We start from the raw sequence: 664 nt of genomic DNA, 5'->3' as shown, positions 1-664 counted from the left end.
TGAGACAGTATAGTGCAGGACGATAGTTTTGATACGCTCGCTTTTGCCTTGCGATTGATAAGTATCGCTATCGACGCTATAGGTCTCGGTGCTGGCAACTGGTGCCGTCGTGGTCACGCAGCCTATCAGGGGTAGGGTGAGACTTAATACAAATGCGAAAAGAAGGTTTTTGGTCATAAAATGCTCGGTTTAGAATACGAAAAAACAAGATATAAAGTAACTATTACTTTTTTATCTTCTTAGCCAAAATGACTTTCCAACTCTCCTCTAAACACTCAATCGCTAGCCAAGGCTCAATCACCTCAGCTGCATATTTTTCTTTTGAGTTCGACAATTGCCATAGCATCGAGAGCGTTGCAAACGGATAGGGGCGCTCTACCAGATAAACAGGTAAATTAGCATCGATCAAACCATCACGCACAACCTGAAAATACCAGCCTGCGATACCTTGTTTACTGACCCAAGCCGCTATATTGGGCACTTTATTAAACTGCCCGATCTGGTCATTGATTTTGTAGCACGGACGGCGCGGCTGCACGATACGCAGTTGGACGCTATGGCTGTCATCGCCATATTCAAAGATATCGCCGATGCAAACGTTGCTCTCATCCATCTCAGGTAGGCCATTGACCGCCTCAGTCGTCAGGTTCTCACCGAGTGTGCC

Annotated in this window: 1 protein-coding gene; it reads right to left on the bottom strand. The window is 46.1% G+C overall.

Annotation, left to right across the window (positions count from 1 at the left end):
• Positions 1-223: 223 nt before the first annotated feature.
• On the bottom strand, positions 224-664 hold a 441-nt coding region (locus ACTXGO_RS15655; protein WP_443575171.1), incomplete at its 5' end, for an MOSC domain-containing protein.

The organism is Psychrobacter sp. T6-1 (genome assembly GCF_052258445.1).
The sequence above is the reverse complement of the archived record's forward strand: the minus strand, read 5'-3'. Positions and strand labels throughout refer to the sequence as shown.